We start from the raw sequence: 15,181 nt of genomic DNA on the forward strand, positions 1-15,181 counted from the left end.
CGTCCAACTCCGCAAACGACCACACCCGACCCCCATCGACCACCGCCACCGCACCCGGCACCGCATCCACCCGCTCCTCGAACAGGTCGACCAGCGAGCCGCCGGTGCCGCCGGTGCCGCCCCAGCCCGCCACCACCAGGTCGCGGCCGGCCTGGTCGAGCAGGGACGCGCGGCCCACCGGGAGGTCCGGGGAGGTCACCGCGGCTTCCAGGAAGCGGACGAACGGCTCGCGGTGGGCCAGGGCTTCGGGGGCGGAGTTCGTCTCGAACTCGATGGAGGTCTCGTCGCCGCCGCGCACCACGATCGACAACTCGTCCACGGGGCGGATGGACAGGTCGTGGGCGGTCGCGGGGGCGCCGGCGAAGTCCAGCACGCGTTCGAAGCCGATGATGTTGAGGACGGGGCCGAAGTACCGCCCGGCGGGCCAGCCGAGTTCCCGCCGCAGGTCCTCGCCCCGGTAGCGCTGGTGCCGCACCGTGTCGCGGAGCGCGTCGCGCACCCGCCCGGCGAGGTCGAGCAGGGTCGCGCCGGGCGGCACGTCCAGCCGGAACGGCAGGACGTTGGCCAGCGTGCCGGGAGTGCGTCCGGCCAGGGGGCTGATGCGGCCGGTCATGGCGAGGCTGAAGACGGTGTCGCCGCCGTCGGCCAGCCGTCCGAAGTAGGCCGCGGCGGCCGCGGTGACCACGGTGGACCAGTTGGTGCCGGCGCGCCGCGCCAGGTCGCGGAGCCGTTCGCCGAGCGGTGCCCGCACCGCGTCCCGGCGGAACTCGCCGGGCGCCGCGCCGGAGCCGAGGGTCACCGGATCGGGCCGGTCGGCGAAACGCCCGGTCCAGTGCGCGCGGTCGGCGGTGAAGTCGGCGGAGTCGCGATAGGCGCGTTCCTCCTCCAGCAGGTCGCGCAGCGAGCCGAACCGCGCCGGCGCCGGTTCGCGGCCCTGGACGAGCGCGGTGTAGACGTCGGCGACGCGGCGGGCGATCAGCGACCAGCCGTAGGCGTCCATCACCACGTGGTTGTAGCGCTGGTACCAGAAGTACCGGTCGGGTGCGACGCGGAACAGGGCGAAGGCGAACAGCCGGTCCCGCAGGGGGTCGGCCGGTGCGGCGAGTTCGCCGCGCATCCAGCCGAGCGCGGCCCCTTCCGGGTCGGGTTCCCCGCTGACGTCGAGCACGGGCAGGTCCCAGTCCCCGGCGGCGTGCGGGATCTGCCAGGGCCGTTCGCCGTCCTCGACGATCCGGACGTGCAGCACGTCCGCCTCGGCGACGGCGGCGCGGACGGCGCGGGCGAACGCGGTCTCGTCCACCGGGCCGCGGATGTCGAGGTATTCGCCGGAGTTGTAGGTGGCGCTGGGCGCCCCGACCCGCTGGGCGAGCCACAGGTCGTACTGCGCGGCCGACAGCGGAAGGCGGTCGTCAGCGGGCATCGCGCACCCCCTGCTCGTCGGCGGCGAGGTCGTAGACGTACCGCAGGTTGGGGGCCTCCAGCAGGTCCACGACGTTGATCCGGCGGCCGGTGTGCTGTTCGAGGATGGTGACCAGCCACAGCAGGTGCACCGATTCCCAGCCGGGGAGTTCGTGCAGCGCGCGTTCCAGGTCGTCCTCGGTCAGCGGGAGCCCCAGTTCGGCGCGGAGCAGCGCGACGAATTCCACGGCACTGTTCATGGTTCCCCCCGAGCGGGTGTCACGGCGCTTCATGGACCTCGACGAGACGGATGTGCGCGGGCGGCGGCGCGATCTCGGTGAGCGGGTGCCGGAAGGTCAGCGTGGTCCCGTCGTCGCCCTCGGGGACGAACCCGTTGCGCGGGTAGAAGTCGCGGACCAGGCCGTTGCGCTTGCCGGGCCGGTATCCGGCGAGCACCGCGGCGGCGCCGCGGTCCCGCGCGTGCCGCAGCACCCAGTTCAGGCACGCCTCCTCCACCGACCGGGAGAAGACCCGGCAGCTGAGCAGGAAGTTGTCGATGTGCAGCAGGTCGCCCCGCCAGCGGGCGAGGACCGCGCCGACCAGGCCGCTGTCGCCGAACCGGTCGGCGACGTGCACGGCCAGGACGAGCGCGTCGGGGTCGTCCAGCAGCCGCCGGACGTCCTGCGGCTGCAGCCGCCGGCCGGTCAGGTTGAACTGGTTGGTGCGCAGCGTGAGCTGGGAGACGCGGGCGGCCTCCGCTTCGGTCGCCGGGCCCACCCGGACCCGCACGTCCAGTTCGCGCAGGTAGTCCTCGACGGAGTCGAAGCGGTCGAGGAAGCCCTTGCGGGCCGCCTCCTCCCGGTAGCGGGCGGGGCGGACCCGGTCCTCGCCGGTCAGCTCCCGCTGGTCGAACCAGCCGTCGCGCAGCAGTCGCGCGGCGTGCAGGGCGGGTTCGCCGTCCACGTCGACGACGGCGACGCCGGGCAGCTCGCGCCGGACGAGGCCGCGTTCGTAGGGGCTGTCGTCGACGAAGACGAAGCTGTCGACGGCCAGGCCGAGCCGGTCGGCGAGGCCGGCCAGGTTCTCGTGCTTGGGCCGCCAGTTGGCGACGACCTGGACGAAGTCGGCCTCCCGCAGCGCCATCGCCGGGTGGTCGCGCAGCGCGCGTTCCACCAGGTCGGGGTCGTTCTTGCTGACGGCGGCCAGCAGCACGCCCTGCGCGCCGAGCTGCTTGGCGACGCGTTGGAACGCCAGGAACGCCTCGCCGCGGTAGCCGCCGCCGAGCTCGATGCCGTCCACGCCGTCGTCGCCGAGCACCCCGCCCCACAGCGTGTCGTCCAGGTCGAGCACCAGGCATTTCTTGGTGCGGCCGACGAGGTTTCTGGCCAGGTGGCCGATCTCGCGGGCGTAGTCGGCCAGCAGGTCGTCGGTGAGGTGGGCCTTGGCGTAGGTGCCGAGCCGGTCGTCGCCGACCGGGACGCCCTCGGCGACGAGCGGGTCCAGGTCGATCACCACGACGGACGGGTGCCGGTCGGCCAACGCCAGCAGGCGGGCGTTGGCCCGCCGCCACACCGCGCCGAGCCGCGCCCGGGAGCGCCAGTCGACGAGCTGTGCGGTGTGGCGGCGCGTCAGCGGCATCGTGTTCAGCACCAGGGTGCCGCGTCCCGTGCCGGTGTACCGCTCGGCGAGCCGTTCGATGAGCGCGACCTTGGCGGTGGCGGCGCGTTCGACGTCCTCCGGTGTCCACGGCACCGGGACCTCGTCGAACACCATGGCCGGGTCGAGCACGCACAGCACCAGGTCGGGCCGTGCGGTGGACAGTTCGCTGTCCGGGTCGCCCAGTTCCCGCACGTACCCGTCGAAGCCGGTGACCATGGGACGGGCGACCAGGCCGTGCCGGGCGAACTCGGCCCGCAGCGGGGGTGTGAGCCCGGACAGGGTGCCGTGCCCGGTGATGCCGACGGAGACGCCCGGAAGGTCCGGGTGGAGCCGTTGGATCTCGGCCGGGTCCACCCGTTCCAGCAGGCGTCCGGCGCGCGTCAGCCCGCCCCGCGCCTGCTCCTGCTCCGCCAGCGCCGCCACAATCCGGCAGACCAGCGGGTACTCGGCGGCCAGGCGCCCCGCCGCGGCCAGTTCCAGCAGCGTCCCGGCGGTAAGGTCGGCGACCAACCCCGGCACCTCCTCAGCCCGATCCGTGCGGCGGACGGCCGCCGGGCATGGGCCCCCCGCCGGGCGGCGGGCCCATCGGCGGTCCCTGCATGGGCGGCCCGCCGGGAGGCGGACCCTGCATGGGCGGCGGCCCCTGCATCGGCGGCGGCCCCTGCATCGGCGGCGGCATCATCATGCCGCCGGGCGGCACCCCCTCCAGCGGCGGCAGTCCGGCGCCGTTCGGGTCGCCGTAGCCGGGGCCGGCGGGCGCGGGCGCGGCGCCGTTGCGGGACGGCTGCCGGGTGAACTGGGTGCGGTGCAGCTCGGCGTAGAGCCCGCCCGCCTCCAGCAGCTCCTCGTGCGTGCCGCGCTCCACGATGCGGCCCGCGTCGACGACCAGGATCTGGTCGGCGTCGCGGATCGTGGACAGCCGGTGCGCGATCACCAGCGAGGTGCGGCCCCGCAGCGCGGTCTTCAGCGCCTGCTGGATCGCGGCCTCCGACTCGGAGTCCAGGTGCGCGGTGGCCTCGTCCAGCACCACGATCGACGGCGCCTTGAGCAGCAGCCGGGCGATCGCCAGGCGCTGCTTCTCCCCGCCGGAGAAGCGGTAGCCGCGGTCGCCGACCACGGTGTCCAGGCCGTCGGGCAGGGCGGCGATCAGGTCCCAGATCTGCGCGGCCTTGCACGCCTCGACCAGTTCCCGCTCCTCGGCGTCGGGGCGTGCGTACAGCAGGTTCGCCCGCAGGGTGTCGTGGAACAGGTGCGCGTCCTGGGTGACCATGCCGACGGTGTCGCGCAGGCAGTCGAACGTCAGGTCCCGCACGTCGTGCCCGCCGATCCGCACGGTCCCCGACACCGGGTCGTAGAGCCGCGGCACCAGCTGGGTGATCGTCGTCTTGCCCGCGCCGGACGGTCCGACCAGCGCCGTCAGGGTGCCCGCCGGGACGCGGAACGAGATAGCGTCCAGGGTCAGCGCGTCGTCGCCGCGTTCGGGCGGGGCGCCGTGGCCCTGCAGCGAGGACAGCGACACCTCCGCCGCCTTGGGGTAGCGGAACGACACGGCGTCGAACTCGATGTCCGGCGCGCCGCGCGAGCGGTCCAGCGCCACCGCGCCGGGCTTTTGCGCGATGAGCGGCTTGAGGTCCAGCACCTCGAACAGGCGGTCGAAGCTGACCAGCGCGGTCATCACGCTCGCCTGCATCGACGACAGCTGGTTGATCGGGCCGAACAGCCGCGTCAGCAGCACGGCCAGCGCCACCAGCGTGCCGAGCTGGAACGAGCCGTCCACCACCAGCACGCCGCCGAGCCCGTACACCAGGGCGGTGGCCAGGGAGCCCAGCAGGGTCACCGACACCAGCAGCATCCGCGAGTACACCGTGGTGACGACGCCGATGTCGCGGACCCGCCCGGCGCGCTCGGTGAACAGGCGCTTCTCGTTGTCGGGGCGCCCGTACAGCTTGGCCAGCAGCGCGCCGGCGATGTTGAAGCGCTCGTGCATCAGCGTGCCCATCTCGGCGTTGAGCTGCATGGACTCGCGCATCAGGCCCTGCAGGCGGCGGCCCACCAGCCGGCCGGGCAGCAGGAACAGCGGCAGCGCCACCAGCGCCAGCAGGGTGATCTGCCAGGACAGGTAGAACATCGTGCCGAGCACGAGGATCAGCGACAGCAGGCTGGACACCGACTGCGACAGCAGGGTGGTGACGGCCTGCTGGGCCGCGACCACGTCGGTGTTCAGCCTGCTGACCAGGGACCCGGTCTGCGTCCGCGTGAAGAACGCGATCGGCTGCCGCTGGACGTGGTCGAACACCTCGGTGCGCAGGTCGTAGACGAGCCCTTCGCTGATCTTCCCCGACAGCCAGGTCTCGGTGAACGTCAGCACCGCCTCCAGCAGCGCCAGACCGGCGACCGCCAGCGCGAGCCAGACGACCAGTGCCTTGTGCCGGGGGATGATGCCCTCGTCGATGACCATCTTCAGCAGCAGGGGGCTCGCCACCTGCGCCACCGCGACGAGCGAGGTGAGCAGCAGCAGCGCCGCGATGGTCCAGCGGTACGGCCTGGCGTAGGGAAGGGCGCGCCGCGCCGTACCCGGCGTGACGCGCTGGCGGGTCGAGTCGGTGTCCTCCCCGAACCCGCGGATCGTCATGACCGGTCCCGGACCGCCGATCATGGCGCCTGGCGCTCCATCTCCGCGATCAGGCTCTTGGGACGCATGTCGGTCCAGTGCTCCTCGATGTAGTCCAGGCACGCCTGGCGGGTGTCCTCGCCGTGGACGATCTCCCAGCCCGCCGGCACCTCGGCGAACGTCGGCCACAGCGAATACTGGCCCTCGTCGTTGACGAGGGCGTAAAACGTCCCGTCTTCGTCGTCGAACGGATTGGCCACGACCACTCCTTGGATTGGAATTTCACTCGGATGCCCCGAACCGGGATTCTGCTCTACGGTCCGGCTGTCCACCACCCGGGTTTTGCCGGCGGACGCCGGCGGTTTTCGGCGCTCCGCCCGCTCTGGGACGGCGGTGCAGGTGGCAGGGTGCGGAGGCGCCGGCGGGGCGGTGTCCAACCGCGCGTTCTCGATACTTGGACAGCGCCCGGAAAAGGCGAGGGGCGCGCCGGTCCGGCACGCCCCTGATCTTTTATCGTCCGCCGCGATGTCAATATCCGCACCACTGCGGATCGCGTTTTTCCGCGAACGCCCGCGGCCCCTCCGCGGCGTCGCGGCTGTGCATGCGCCGCTCCTCCCAGACGAACCGGGTGGCGAACGCCTGCTCCAGCGGCATGTCGACCGACCGCAGCACCGCCTCCTTGATCGCCCGCACCGACAGCGGGGCGCTGCGCAGCAGGTCGTCGGTCCACGCCTCGACGCGGCGGTCCAGCTCGTCGTGCGGGACGACCTCGTTGACCAGCCCGTACCGCAGCGCCTCCGCCGCGCTCATCCGGCGGCCGGTCAGCAGGTACCCCATGGCGATCTTCAACGGCAGCTGCCGCGCCAGCCGGAACGCGCCGCCGGCGCCGGGGACCAGGCCGAGCCGCACCTCCGGCAGCGCGAACACCGCCCGCTCGGAGGCGATGATGATGTCGCAGGCCAGGGCCAGTTCGAAGCCGCCGCCGAGGGCGTAGCCGTTCACCCGGGCGACCACCGGTTTGGCGAAGGAGAACCGCTCGGTGAGCCGCGGCCAGCCGGGCTGGCCGCGGCTGCCGAAGGTGGTCGGCGGCGCGCCCTCACGGGTGAGCCGGGCGCGTTCCTTGAGGTCCTGCCCGACCGAGAACGCCCGGTCGCCGGCGCCGGTGAGCACCACGACGCGCACGTCGTCGTCGCGTTCGACGTCGTCCCACACGGCGCCGAGCTCCTCGTGCATCCGCAGGTCCATCGCGTTCAGCACGTCGGGCCGGTTCAGGGTGACGCGGGCCAGGTGCCCCTTCTTCTCGTAGCGCACCCGGTCGGCGCCGCCGGGGCCGGTCATGACGGCCGGACGGTGAACCGGCTGACCTTGTTCAGCACGTCCTGCCCGTAGATGCGCAGGGCCTGCTGCAACGCGAACTCGGCCATGTAGCGGCGGAACTCCTCCGGCGGCTCCTCGGCGAGGTTCAGCATGCGCCGGTTGGTGAGCACCGCCGGGCCCTGCAGGCTGCGCACGCTGCGTTCGAGCGCCGCGTCGAGCTCGCCCGGCTCGACGACCTCGTCGACCACCGCCCGCGCGTCCGGTTCGGTCGCCCATACGCGGCGGCCGCCCAGGATGACCTGGCGGGACAGCCGCGGCCCGCCGGCCCGGCCGAGCCGGAAGTTGCCGGCGCCCGGGACGATGCCCTCCTGCGCGGCGGGCAGGCTGAAGTAGGCGTCCGACGCGGCGATCACGTGGTCGAACACCAGCAGCAGCTGCATGCCGCCGCCGATGGCGAAGGAGTCCACGGCGGCCACCCACGGCTTGTCCACCGCGGGCCACTGCCACCAGGCGTCCTGCTCGACCCGCACGCCCCGCACGATCTTGTGGATGTAGCCCAGCTCGCGCCGCAGCAGGAAGCCGACCAGCGAGATGCCGCCGCCGTGCAGGCGCTTGAGGTTGATGCCCGCGCTGAACACCCGCCGGCCGCGGTAGCGGGGGTGGGTCATCTCGCCGCCGCGCAGCGCCCCGACCCGCACGGCCGGGTCGAGCAGCGCCAGGTCGACGGCGGTCTCCATGTCGTCGACCTGCTGCTCGTCCTCGGCGTTCAGGCAGTCGTCCCGGCACATCGTCAGGTAGGCCACGCCGTCGCGGCGCTCCACCCGGACCGACTTGGTCTCCACCAGGCCGGTGCGGGTGAAGTCCGGCAGCAGCGCCAGCGCGCGGGGCGTGGGACGCAGCATCGCGTCGAGCAGGTGCGGGCCGGCCACCGGCGACCGCAGCACCCCGCGCAGGAAGATGCCCTGGTCGATCTCCCGGCCCTCCTTGGCGGCCTGCGGCCGGGACCGCTCGACGGCGATCATCTCCGGGGTCGGGACCAGGCCGGGGAAGGCGGTCGCGGCGGCCTCCACCAGTTCCGCCATGCGCAGCTCGACGGCGCGGCCGTCGGTGAGCTCGTCGTACACCGCGTCGGCGTGCACGTCCATGAACCGCGCCCGCAGCGCCCGCACCGCGCCGGTCGCGGCGGCGATCCGCTCGCGCACCTCCGGTTCGCGTTCGGCGGGGTCCGGCGCGGCGGCCACCAGGTCCTCGACGTGCTGTGCGGCCTCCGCCAGCCGCTCGCGGGCGGTGCTCAGGTCCGTCTCCATGGCCTCCAGCGGAGGCGCGTCCGCCGCGGTGGTCATGACGCCGCCGATCGAGGGTCGCAGCCGGTCGTTGTGACACCGCATCTGATCACTTCAGCCACCTTCCCGAAAGGGTTCACAGGGGTTTCACAGGGGCACGTTGCCGTGCTTGCGCTGCGGCGCGGCTCCGCGCTTCTGCCGCAGCATGGCCAGGCCGCGGGCGACCGCGGCCCGGGTCTGCACCGGGTCGATGACGTCGTCCACCAGTCCCCGCTCCGCCGAGAACAGCGGGTGCACCAGCTGCCGGGTGTACTCGGCGATCAGCTCGGCGCGCAGCGCGGCGGGGTCGTCGGCGGCGGCCAGCTGCTTGCGGAAGACCACGTTGACGGCGCCTTCGGCGCCCATCACGGCGATCTCGTTGGTGGGCCAGGCCAGCGACAGGTCGCAGCCGATCGACCGCGAGTCCATGACGATGTACGCGCCGCCGTAGGCCTTGCGCAGGATCACCTGGACGCGCGGCACGGTCGCCTCGCAGTAGGCGTACAGCAGCTTGGCGCCGTGCCGGATGATGCCGTCGTGCTCCTGCTCGACGCCGGGCAGGAAGCCGGGCACGTCCACCAGCGTCACCAGCGGAATGCCGAACGCGTCGCAGAACCGTACGAACCTGGCGGCCTTCTGCGCGGCGTCGGCGTCCAGCACCCCGGCCAGCACCATCGGCTGGTTGGCCACCACCCCGACGACCTCGCCGTCGATGCGGCCCAGCGCGCAGATGACGTTCCGCGCCCACTGCTCGTGCAGCTCGATGAACTCGCCGCCGTCCACCAGCTCCTCGACGACCCGGTGCATGTCGTAGGGCTTGTTCGGCTCCACCGGGACGATCTCGGCCAGCCGGGGGCGTTCGTCGTCGGCGGCCCCGGTCGGCGGGAGCGCGGGCGCGGGCTCCAGGTTGTTGGACGGCAGCAGCGACACCAGGTACCGCACCTCGGCCAGGCACGTCTCCTCGTCGTCGTACACGAACGTGGCCACACCGGTGCGTTCGCCGTGCACATCGGCGCCGCCCAGCTCGGCGTGGCTCACCCGGTGCCCGCTGACCGCCTCCACCACGTCCGGGCCGGTCAGGTACATCTGCGCGGTGCCGCGCACCATGAACGTGAAGTCGGTCAGCGCCGGCGAGTACGCCGCTCCGCCCGCGCACGGCCCCATGATCACGCTGATCTGCGGGATCACCCCGGACGCCCGCACGTTGCGGCGGAAGATCCCCCCGTACCCGTTCAGGGCCATCACGCCCTCCTGGATGCGGGCGCCGCCGCTGTCGTTCAACCCGATCAGCGGCGCGCCGTTCTCCAGCGCCAGATCCATCACCTTGTGGATCTTCGCGGCGTGCGCCTCGCCCAGCGACCCGCCGAACACGGTGAAGTCCTGCGCGTACACGAACACCCGGCGGCCGAAGATCTCGCCGGAGCCGGTGATCACGCCGTCGGTGTGCGGGCGGCGGTCCCCCATACCGAGTCCGGTGGCCTGGTGGCGGCGGTACAGGTCGGTCTCGACGAAGGAGCCCTCGTCCAGCAGCAGGTCGAGCCGCTCGCGCGCGGTGAGCTTGCCGAGCCGGTGCTGCCGTTCGATGGCGGCCCGGTCGCCGCCGACGATGCGGGCGCGCAGCCCGGCGTGCCTTTCGCGCAGCACGTCCATCGACGGCGGCGGCGCCGGCTGCGGGCGGTGGCCGTTGCCGTTGACGTGCCCGTCCGCGGTCGCCAGTCCGTCCGATGCCGCCGGTCCGGCCGCCGTCGCCGGTCCGTCATCGGTCGCTCGCCCGTCCGCGGCGGCCCGCCCGTTGGCGTGGCCGTCGCCCTCCGGGGCGCGGCCGGGCCGCGTCTCTAATGGGGCCGTCATCGCGACGCCGCGCTCTCCGCCTCGATGAAGCGGGCGAGCCGGGCGGTGCCCTCCTCGATCTCCGCCGCGGTCAGGTAGCTGGTGGACAGCCGGATGGCGTGCTCGCCGCCGCCCTGCGGATAGAAGTACGACATCGGCGTCCAGATCACGCCGAAGTCCTGCGCGGACCGGGCGAGCGCCGCGTTGTCGGCGCGGAACGGCACCTGCATCCGCAGGAAGAACCCGCCGGTGGGCCGGTTCCAGCGCACGCCGAGCGCGGCGCGGCGGTCGGCCGGGATGCTGCGGTCGAGCCCCGCGAGGACCGCGCGCATGGCCCGCCCGTAGTACTCGGCCGCTTCGGCGTTGAGCACCGACAGCCGCCCGTCCGAGGCCAGCAGCGCGCCCGCCACGACGGCCTGGCTGAGCGAGGAGGTGTTCACCGTCACCATGCTCTTGATCTTGGCGAGTTCGTCGGCCAGCAGGCCGCCCTCGCGGCCGTCGGCGTCCACGACCGGCTGGTCGGCGATGACGAAGCCGACCCGGGCGCCGGGGAACAGCGTCTTGGAGAACGAGCCGAGGTGCACGACCCGCCGCTCCCGGTCCAGGGCCTTCAGGGTCGGCAGCGGCGTGCCCGGGCTGACCAGCCGGTAGGGGGTGTCCTCCAGGATGAGGACGTCGTGGCGGGCGGCCAGGTCGAGCAGCGCGTGCCGGCTCTTCAGGTCCATCGTGTTGCCCGACGGGTTGGCGTGGTCGGGCACCACGTAGAAGGCGCGCGGGCGGCGGCCGCGGGCGCGTTCGGCCAGGATCGCCGCCTCGACGTCGTCGCAGGAGACCCCGCCCTCCCGCTCCTCGACCGCCGTGACGGCGACGTCCAGCACGCGGGCCGCGCCGGTGATGCCCACGTAGCAGGGGCTGGACACCAGCAGCACGTCGTCGGGGCCGCCGAGGAGGGCGCGCAGCACCAGCAGCATGCCCTCCTGCGCGCCGACCGTCACCACGATCGACTCGGGCGGCACGTCGATGCCCTCGTCCACGCGCAGGGAGTCGGCCAGGACGTCCCGGATCTGGCCGGCGGTCGGGCCGTACTGGAACACGGCGGTGCGCACGTCCTGCGGCGTGCCGCCCTGCGCGGCCAGGTGGTCGAGGAACCGGCGGATGTGGGTGAAGATCTGCTCGTTGTCGAAGAAGCCGTCGTAGGGGCGGCCGGGCGCGAAGGAGATCGCCTCGGGATAGCGCAAGGTGATCTCGTTGAGGAAGTTCATGGTGTCCAGGAGCGGGCTGGACACGCTGGCGTGCAGTTCCTCCTTGCGCAGCGCGGCCGCGGCGGCCGCCGGCTCCGGCCGCGCACGGTCGGCGGACGCATCACCGGACGCTTTGCCGGGCACGCCGCCGGGCGCGGTGCCGGCCGGGTTGTCGAGCGCGTCGCCGGGCGCGTCGTCGAGCGCGCGGGCCCCGGCCTGCTGGATATCGATGTCTCCCCCGCTCACGAGGCGACCGTCCGAGCGTTTTCCATGATTTCGCTGCTCCGTCCGGGCATGCGGACCCAAGTGGCATTGAACTGCGGAGTGTCCTCGGCCCGGTCAGGATTGCACGCGGCGGAACGGCCGACAAGGTCGGACGGCGGTGCCGCACGCCCCGGACAGCGGGCATTGCCGCAGCAGGCCGATCGATTCGCGGCCGGGTTCGGACAGCCCGTCCAAGCAGCGTTTCTGCGCACTTGGACGAGTCGGCGGACGCACCGTGCCAGCATGGATTTCCATGGGGCCGGCGGCCGCCCACAAGCGCCCGGACGGCCGCGTGGCGCAATCCCTGACAATGGACATGGAGAACCCCGCCGGGCCGTAGTTAGAATCGTTCCGCCCCCGTAGCCCAATTGGCAGAGGCGAACCCCTTAAAAGGGTTATGTTGTCGGTTCAATTCCGATCGGGGGTACCGTTCCCGGCGCAGCGGCCTTTCCCCGGGGCCGCTACGCCGGGAAATCCTGGGTCGACTGCAGCAGCAGGGTCACCGGAAGGTCGGTCCGGCGGCTGATCTGCAGCTTGCGGTACACCTTCGTCAGGTGCTGTTCCACGGTGCTGGTGGTGACGTGCAGCCGGCGCGCGATCTGCCGGTTGGTGTACCCGTCGACCGCCAGCGCGGCCACCCGCAGCTCGGCCACGCTCAGGCCGTGCAGCAGGTCGGGGCCCGCGTTCTCGCCGCGCTCGTCCGCCCCGGCCAGGCGCGGCGACAGCGTGCCGCCGATCTCGCCGGCGCCGCACTCGGCCGCCAGCGCGCGGGCGCGCTGCTCCACCGCGCGGGCCCGCCGCTCCTGGCCGGTGGCCTGGTACAGCTCGCTGAGATCGGCGAGTGCGCGGGCCAGCTCCAGCCGGTCGCCCGACCGCTCCAGCAGCTCCACCGCCTCGGTGATCAGTTCGGTGCGCCGGTCGGCGTCGGAGGCGGCGGCGAGCGTGCGCAGCGTGGCCCCGCGCGTGCGGGCCTGGGCGGGCGACAGCATCCGCAGCTGCTCGGCCGCGAGCCGCCTGGCGTTCTGCCGGTCGCCGAGGACGAGGTGGGCCTGCGCCATGTCGGTGCGCCACGGCACGAGCCCGGGGAGGTCGAACCCCCACACCGTCATCAGCTCGCCGCAGGTGCGGAACTCGGCCAGCGCCGCCTTCGGCCGGTTGATCGCGAGGTAGTAGCGGCCGCGGGCCTGCAGGTGGGGCAGCACGAACGGGCTGTGGAACAGCCCTTCCGGCAGCGGCATGTCGAGGTACTCCTCGACCTCCTCGTACCGGCCCGCCGCCGTCAGCGACACCACCATCGTGGCGAGCGGGATCGCGATGACCACGCCCCAGCCCTTGGGGGTCATGAGGGTGAGGGCCTCGCGGGCGCACTTCACCGCGGACTCCAGGCGGCCGCGCGCCTGGTGGACCAGCGCGCGCATGGCCATCAGCAGGGCCCGGCCCTGCGGCGGCCACGAGGCCGTGGACCTGCCGAGGGTGTCGCACCACCGCTCGGCGGCGTCGAGTTCGTCGGCGTAGACCAGCGCCGCGATCGCCGCGACCGGCAGCGGCGACCGGAACGCGGGCCCCGCCTCCTCCAGGAGCTGCTCGGCCCGCTGGACCGCTTCTTGGACCGCTCCCCGCGAAAGCGCGTTCACCAGCATCGCCTCGGTGCGCGGCGACGGCGCGACGGGCACCGGGACGGACGTGTCCGGTGCGTCTCCCGGCGGGCGCAGGATGTCCCCGAGCCCTTCCAGCCGGGTCAGCCCCGGGTAGGCGTAGGGCAGCCACCACGGCGACGGCTCGGCGCACGGCCCGCGCTCGGCCCGCCGCCCGGGGTCGGCGTGCGGCACGGCGACGCCGCCGGACACCTCCGTCAGGATCTCCAGCGCGTCGTGGGGGCGGCCGAGCCACAGCATCCAGCTGACCAGGGTGGCGCCGCCGCCGGCGGGCAGGCGCCCCCGGCGCAGGCCGCGGACCAGGTCGGGCAGGTGCCGGGCCGCGGTCGCCGGGTCGATCCGCCACTCGGCGCGGGCCAGGTCCAGCTGGACGGCCGGGCGCTGGTCGTCGTCGCCGCACTCGCGCAGCGCCAGCCGCAGCAGGTCGGTCGCGTCCGCCACCCGGCCCTCGGCGAACGCCTGCTCGGCCGCGTCCCGCAGCACCGCCACCGCCCACGGCGCCCGGGCCCGGTCGGCGGCCAGCAGGCGCTCGGCGACCACCGCGGCGGGCGCGCCGTGGCGGTGCAGCAGTTCGGCGGCGCGCAGGTGCAGCGCGGTCCGCTCGTCCGGGCGCATCCCGCCCAGCACCGCCGCGCGCAGCGCCTCGTGCCGGAAGCTCTCGGCGTCCAGCAGCCCGGCCGCCTGCAGCACCTGGCAGGTCGCGACGACCGATGCGGCGTCGGCGTCGACCAGCTCGCCGAGCAGCCCGCCGGACACCCCGCCCGGCAGCACCGCGATGGCGCGGGCGAGCGTCGTGGCCTCCGCCCGGTACAGGCAGGTGAGCACCGCCTGCCGGAACGCGTCGCCGAAGGTCAGGCTGACCGGCCGGGTCGGCTCGGCCATCCGGTGGTCCTCGATCAGCGCGTTCACCAGCAGGGGGTTGCCGCCGGTCACCCGGTGGCACTCGGGCGCCAGCCGCGCCGCGATCGCGGTGCCGACGTGCTCGGCGAGCAGCTCGGCCACGCCCTCCTCCGACAGCGGCCGCAGCCGCAGCCGCCGGCAGTGCGGCTCGCGCAGCAGGTCGGTGTGCAGGAGCGAATGCGACCGGGTCGGGCGCAGGCACTCGGTCAGCACCAGCACCACCCGGGCGGTCCCGATGCGCCGGGCCAGGTACAGCAGGAACTGCACCGACGCGGCGTCGGCGTGGTGGATGTCGTCGACCCCGACGACCAGCGGCCGCTGCTCGGCGGCCTTGAGCACGATCGCGGTCAGCCTGCTGAGGATGGGCGCCGGGACCTGGGCCGCGGCCTCGCCCGCCGCCCCGCCCGCCGGGCGGACGCCGAGCGCCCGCACCGTCAGGGACCCGTCCTGGATCAGCCGGTCCGCCCGCTCGACCTCCGCGGGCGGCAGCGCCGGATCGTGGAAGAGCTGGTTGACGGCGCTCAGCGGCAGCTCGCGTTCGGCCGGCGACGCCGAGGCGCTCAGGAAGGCGGCCCCGGCCTCGACCGCGCGTGCGGCGAACGCGTGCATCAGCGTCGTCTTCCCGGTGGCCGCGGCGCCCTCGATCAGCACGACCTTCCCCGGCCGATCCCGGTCCGGCGTCAGCAGATTCTGCAAAGTGAGCAGTTCCCCCGTCCGCTCCACAATGCGCATGCGGCGATCCCCCCGCAAAGGTTGCAGTCTGTGTCCGCGCCCCAACGGTCCGGCACTGTCGCGTCCCACAGTCGTGCTCAGGTGCGCATGGCAGGGGGCGTCGACGACCGGTCCTTCACGACGTTCGCACCAGAGCGACGACGGATCAAATCACCATCAGCTACCATTTGCCTACAAAGCGTAGTTGAGATGGGGGGTGACCTGCGTCTTCGCCCGCACCGACGGAAGACGCCCTGTCCGGAGCCTGCCATC

10 protein-coding genes and 1 tRNA gene are annotated in these 15,181 nt (G+C 73.5%); 1 reads left to right on the forward strand and 10 read right to left on the reverse strand.

Annotated elements, in window-relative coordinates; translation table 11 throughout:
• From ABD879_RS07855 to ABD879_RS07895, 9 genes are all read right to left on the reverse strand, one after another.
• On the reverse strand, positions 1 to 1,420 hold a 1,420-nt coding region (locus ABD879_RS07855), incomplete at its 3' end, for a condensation domain-containing protein (RefSeq protein ID WP_345018917.1).
• Positions 1,410 to 1,658: an acyl carrier protein gene (locus tag ABD879_RS07860; RefSeq protein ID WP_345018918.1), complete on the reverse strand. Its 249-nt coding sequence runs from the start codon at positions 1,656 to 1,658 to the stop codon at positions 1,410 to 1,412. The genes ABD879_RS07855 and ABD879_RS07860, both read right to left, overlap by 11 nt.
• 19 nt (positions 1,659 to 1,677) lie before the next feature.
• The gene (locus tag ABD879_RS07865) at positions 1,678 to 3,567 is read right to left on the reverse strand and encodes an HAD-IIIC family phosphatase (RefSeq protein WP_345018919.1); all 1,890 of its coding nucleotides are present in this window, start codon (positions 3,565 to 3,567) and stop codon (positions 1,678 to 1,680) included.
• A 13-nt stretch (positions 3,568 to 3,580) separates the two neighbouring features.
• Entirely contained in the window at positions 3,581 to 5,689 is a 2,109-nt protein-coding gene (locus tag ABD879_RS07870) for an ABC transporter ATP-binding protein (RefSeq protein WP_345018921.1), read from the reverse strand.
• Between the two features lie 20 nt (positions 5,690 to 5,709).
• Positions 5,710 to 5,928, reverse strand: a complete 219-nt coding sequence (locus ABD879_RS07875) for an MbtH family protein (protein ID WP_285496288.1) — start codon at positions 5,926 to 5,928, stop codon at positions 5,710 to 5,712.
• 268 nt (positions 5,929 to 6,196) lie between these two features.
• Positions 6,197 to 7,006 (reverse strand): enoyl-CoA-hydratase DpgD, encoded by an 810-nt coding sequence (gene dpgD / locus ABD879_RS07880; protein ID WP_345018923.1) that lies wholly within the window; start codon positions 7,004 to 7,006, stop codon positions 6,197 to 6,199.
• Positions 7,003 to 8,328, reverse strand: a complete 1,326-nt coding sequence (gene dpgC / locus ABD879_RS07885) for a (3,5-dihydroxyphenyl)acetyl-CoA 1,2-dioxygenase DpgC (protein ID WP_345018924.1) — start codon at positions 8,326 to 8,328, stop codon at positions 7,003 to 7,005. Before dpgC ends, dpgD begins: the two co-directional genes overlap by 4 nt.
• A gap of 87 nt (positions 8,329 to 8,415) precedes the next feature.
• Entirely contained in the window at positions 8,416 to 9,957 is a 1,542-nt protein-coding gene (locus tag ABD879_RS07890) for an acyl-CoA carboxylase subunit beta (RefSeq protein ID WP_345019024.1), read from the reverse strand.
• Between the two features lie 197 nt (positions 9,958 to 10,154).
• A complete protein-coding gene (locus ABD879_RS07895) occupies positions 10,155 to 11,624 on the reverse strand; it encodes an aminotransferase-like domain-containing protein (RefSeq protein ID WP_345018926.1) in 1,470 nt (489 codons plus the stop codon).
• 371 nt (positions 11,625 to 11,995) lie between these two features.
• Between ABD879_RS07895 and ABD879_RS07900 the strand changes: the two genes are divergently transcribed.
• Positions 11,996 to 12,069: transfer RNA gene (locus ABD879_RS07900), tRNA-Leu, on the forward strand.
• A gap of 34 nt (positions 12,070 to 12,103) precedes the next feature.
• Here the strand turns inward: ABD879_RS07900 and ABD879_RS07905 are convergent.
• A complete protein-coding gene (locus ABD879_RS07905) occupies positions 12,104 to 14,929 on the reverse strand; it encodes a helix-turn-helix transcriptional regulator (protein ID WP_345018928.1) in 2,826 nt (941 codons plus the stop codon).
• Positions 14,930 to 15,181 lie beyond the last annotated feature (252 nt).

The sequence above is a fragment of the Actinomadura keratinilytica genome (genome assembly GCF_039539665.1).
GTDB classification, from domain to species: Bacteria; Actinomycetota; Actinomycetes; order Streptosporangiales; family Streptosporangiaceae; genus Spirillospora; species Spirillospora keratinilytica.

Excerpts from the sequence above, each read along its gene's own strand:
- ABD879_RS07860 (WP_345018918.1), bottom strand. The coding sequence starts at position 1,658 with ATGAACAGTGCCGTGGAATTCGTCGCGCTGCTCCGCGCCGAACTGGGG.
- dpgC (WP_345018924.1), bottom strand. The coding sequence starts at position 8,328 with ATGACCACCGCGGCGGACGCGCCTCCGCTGGAGGCCATGGAGACGGAC.
- ABD879_RS07870 (WP_345018921.1), bottom strand. The coding sequence starts at position 5,689 with ATGACGATCCGCGGGTTCGGGGAGGACACCGACTCGACCCGCCAGCGC.
- ABD879_RS07890 (WP_345019024.1), bottom strand. The coding sequence starts at position 9,957 with ATGGACGTGCTGCGCGAAAGGCACGCCGGGCTGCGCGCCCGCATCGTC.
- dpgD (WP_345018923.1), bottom strand. The coding sequence starts at position 7,006 with ATGACCGGCCCCGGCGGCGCCGACCGGGTGCGCTACGAGAAGAAGGGG.
- ABD879_RS07905 (WP_345018928.1), bottom strand. The coding sequence starts at position 14,929 with ATGCGCATTGTGGAGCGGACGGGGGAACTGCTCACTTTGCAGAATCTG.